Source organism: Agathobaculum sp. (assembly GCF_050946325.1).
Lineage (GTDB): Bacteria > Bacillota > Clostridia > Oscillospirales > Butyricicoccaceae > Agathobaculum.
In genome coordinates, this window is sequence record NZ_JBMNUP010000166.1 from 1 (window position 1) to 3,626 (window position 3,626).

Annotated in this window: 4 protein-coding genes; all 4 read left to right on the forward strand. The window is 56.1% G+C overall.

Going from position 1 to position 3,626, the window contains the following annotated elements; genetic code table 11:
- A partial coding sequence (locus ACOYIE_RS09945) for a TrkH family potassium uptake protein (protein WP_433412794.1) occupies positions 1 to 1,208 on the forward strand: 1,208 nt, incomplete at its 5' end.
- A 28-nt stretch (positions 1,209 to 1,236) separates the two neighbouring features.
- On the forward strand, positions 1,237 to 1,887 hold the full coding sequence (locus ACOYIE_RS09950; protein WP_433412796.1) for a potassium channel family protein: 651 nt from the start codon (positions 1,237 to 1,239) through the stop codon (positions 1,885 to 1,887).
- Positions 1,888 to 1,924: 37 nt separating this feature from the next.
- Positions 1,925 to 2,371 carry a hypothetical protein gene (locus tag ACOYIE_RS09955; protein WP_433412798.1) on the forward strand — a complete coding sequence of 149 codons (447 nt, stop codon included), beginning with the start codon at positions 1,925 to 1,927 and terminating at the stop codon, positions 2,369 to 2,371.
- Positions 2,372 to 2,417: 46 nt separating this feature from the next.
- Positions 2,418 to 3,626 (forward strand): sensor protein KdpD (locus ACOYIE_RS09960; protein WP_433412800.1); only part of this gene is annotated, 1,209 nt, incomplete at its 3' end.

Sequence of the window (3,626 nt, forward strand, 5' to 3'; positions counted from 1 at the left end):
CGCCATTTCTGGACGCCCTTTTCACTTCGACATCAGCGGTTTGCGTAACAGGGCTGGTGCTGCATGATACCGCGTCTTACTGGTCTTTTTGGGGGCAGGCGGTTATTCTTGCGCTGATTCAAATTGGCGGCCTTGGCGTTGTGACGGTAGCGGGTGCGTTTGCCATTTTGTCAGGGCGCAGGATCGGTTTGATGCAGCGCAGCACCATGCAGGAGGCGATTGCAGCGCCGCAGGTGGGCGGCATTGTGCGGCTGACCGGTTTTATTTTGAAAACGGTGCTGGTGATAGAACTGATGGGCGCAGCGCTGCTTTTTCCCGCTTTTGCCAGGGAGTTTGGGTGGATAAAAGGCGTATGGTACGCGCTGTTTCACGCCATATCCGCGTTCTGCAACGCAGGGTTTGATTTGATGGGCGTCAAAGCGCCGTTTTCTTCTTTGACGGATTATGCAGGTAATCCTGTGGTCAGCATTGTGATTGCACTGCTGATTGTTGTTGGCGGTATCGGGTTTCTGACCTGGGATGATATCCGTACAAACCGCCTGTCTTTCCGCAAATATCGTATGCAGAGCAAAGTGATTCTGGCGGTAACCGGCATGCTGATTGTGCTGCCGGCCTTATATTTTTTCTTTTTTGAATTTGCCGGCAGTCCGCTGAAAGAACGGGCGCTGCTGTCTTTTTTTCAGTCCGTTACGCCCAGAACCGCAGGCTTTAACACGGCGGACCTGACCGCTGTGAGCGAAACGGGACAGGCGCTTATCATTATTCTAATGCTGGTCGGCGGCTCGCCCGGCTCGACTGCGGGCGGCATGAAAACAACGACGCTGGCAGTGCTGCTGGCAAATGCGGCGGCCGTATTCCGGCGCAGAGAGAGCCCGCATTTTTTCAGCCGCCGCGTTGCGGGTGAGGCAGTAGCGCAGGCGGCAACCGTTTTGATGATGTATCTGGTGCTGTTTGTGGCTGGCGGGCTGGTTATCAGCAAAACGGAGGGGCTGCCGGTTCTCACCTGTCTGTTTGAAACCGCGTCTGCGATTGGAACGGTGGGGCTGTCGCTGGGTGCTACGCCGCAGCTGCATGATTTTTCCCGCCTGATATTGATTGGACTGATGTTTTTTGGACGTGTGGGCGGGATGACGCTGATTTTTGCCGCGCTTGCCAACAGAAGAGGAAACGTATCCCGTCTGCCGCAGGAAAAAATTACCGTGGGATAGACCGGACGGAGAAAGGAGATTGCAGAGGATGAAAACCATTCTGCTGATAGGGCTGGGACGCTTCGGACGTTATTTGGCGATGAAGCTGAATGAGATGAACCATCAGGTTCTGGCCGTGGACAGGGATGAGAGCAGGGTAAACGCAGTGCTGCCCTTTGTCACCAATGCACAGATTGGGGACAGTACAAGCGAGGAATTTCTTTCTTCGCTGGGCGTACGGAATTTTGATGTCTGTATGGTTGCCATCGGCGATAATTTTCAAAGCTCGCTGGAAACCGCGTCGCTTCTCAAAGAGCTGGGCGCGGAGAAAGTGGTGGCGCGGGCTGCGCGCGATGTGCAGGCAAAGTTTCTGCTGCGCAACGGCGCGGATGAGGTGGTGTATCCGGAAAAGGAAATGGCAGTCTGGACGGCGATTCGATACAGCTCCGACCATATCGCAGACTATATTGCGCTGGGGGATGACCATGCCATCTTTGAAGTTGAGGTGCCGGAAGCCTGGGTAGGAAAGACCATCGGCCGGCTGGATGTGCGGAAACGGTATCAGATTAACATTTTAGCCATCAAGCAGAATGGGAAATTTTCCATGACGGTTATCAAACCGGAAACCTGTCTGCCGGAAAACAGTACCATTCTGGTTCTGGGCACACAGCGGGATATTGCCAAATGCTTTCATATATAAACGGGGGATATGCGCGTCGGAAAAGGGAGAGAGGACAATGGAAGCGTTCGCATTACTGGGCGGCTTTGTTTTGGCAGCGGCGCTGGGGGGATGCATGATATGCCGGTTGCCTGCCTTTAAGGGGCAGGCGCCGCAGAAAGCGGCGCCTGCGGAAAACCTGCATATTGCGGTGGCAAATGCGTGGGTTCTGCCGTTTGCAGCAGCGGCTTTGCGCGATATACATAACCACTATCCGCAGGCGTGCTGCTCGATCATACTGGGGGACGAGGAGGAAATTTTACAATTGCTGAGCGCCGGACTGGCGGAAGTGGCAATCGTGTCCGATACGGAAACGCCGGACGCCGCTGTCTTACAACATATGGAGCAGGGCTGCGTGGCAGCGTGCGCGTTCCATGCAAATGCACAGCGTCAGACCGTTTTCTGGATATGCAGCATGCCGTCCGCCGCACAGTTTGTCAAACGGCTTTGCAGGCAGACACCGTAAACTTGTGCTATAATACGATACGGGTAAGGAAGGGGGCGGGATGCAAGTGGCGGCAGCGGATTCTTCACATTCCAGTGAAAAAAAGCGTGGCAGACTGACGATTTTTGCCAGCTATGCTTCCGGCGCAGGAAAGAGCTTTGCCATGCTGCGCGCAGCGGAAGAAGCGAAGCAGACAGGAAAAGATGTGGTCATTGGGCTGCTGGAGCGCGGAAGATGGCCGCAGACAGACAAGCTGGCCGCGCCGTTTGAGACGCTGTCCTGCGAGACAGCCGTCCGGCAGGAGAAGCAGGCGCCGGAGCTGGACCTGGACGGCTGCCTGCAAAGGCGGCCGCAGTTGATTCTGATTGACGATTTGTCTCACCAGAATGCGGGCGCCTCCCGCAACAGAAAGCGTTGTCGGGATATCGAAGAACTGCTGAAAGCCGGCGTGGACGTCTATACTACGCTCGATGTGCAGCACATTGAGAGTATTCAGGACGCTGTCTTTTCCATTTTGCAAACGACAGCCAACGAGCGCATCCCAGACAGCGTGTTCGATGAGGCGGCGCAGGTGGAGTTTGTGGACGCCGAGCCGGAGACTGTGCAGCGCCGCCTGTGCGGGGGCGCGGAACGGCAGGCGCCCCAATATTCGCTTTCTCAGCTCAGCGCACTGCGGGAAATCGGCCTGCGCCGGTGCGCAGACAGGGCGGCGCTGCATACGCGCGGACTGCCGGGCAAAACCGGCTACCGCGCACACGAGCATGTGCTGATATGCCTGTCCTCCGCGCCATCCAACGTTAAGATCATCCGCACGGCCGCGCGGATGGCTGGCGCGTTTCGCTGCGCATTGACGGCACTTTTTGTGGAAACAAAATCGTTTCAATGGATGAACGCGGCGGATAAAGCGCGGCTTCAGGCAAATATGCGTCTGGCGCAGCAGCTCGGCGCGTCCATTGAAACGGTTTATGGCGATGACGTGGCCGACCAGATCGCGGAATTTTCTCGCCTGTCCGGTGTGACCAAGATCGTGATGGGGCGCAGCGGGATTTCGCATAGAACGCTGCTGCACAAGCCTTCGCTGACCGAACGCCTGATAGAGCTGACACCCGAACTGGATATTCATATCATTCCCGACGCGGGCATAAACGGCCGCATTGCGGAGCGGAATCGGGAAATGATGCATGTTTCGCCGCTTTCAATACTGGATTTGTCGAAAAGCGCGCTGATTCTGGTGCTGGCAACGCTGGCGGGCTTTCTGTTTTATCGCCTTGGGTTT

Coding starts and splice junctions, on each gene's coding strand:
- ACOYIE_RS09955 (WP_433412798.1), top strand. CDS start 1,925: ATGGAAGCGTTCGCATTACTGGGCGGCTTTGTTTTGGCAGCGGCGCTG.
- ACOYIE_RS09950 (WP_433412796.1), top strand. CDS start 1,237: ATGAAAACCATTCTGCTGATAGGGCTGGGACGCTTCGGACGTTATTTG.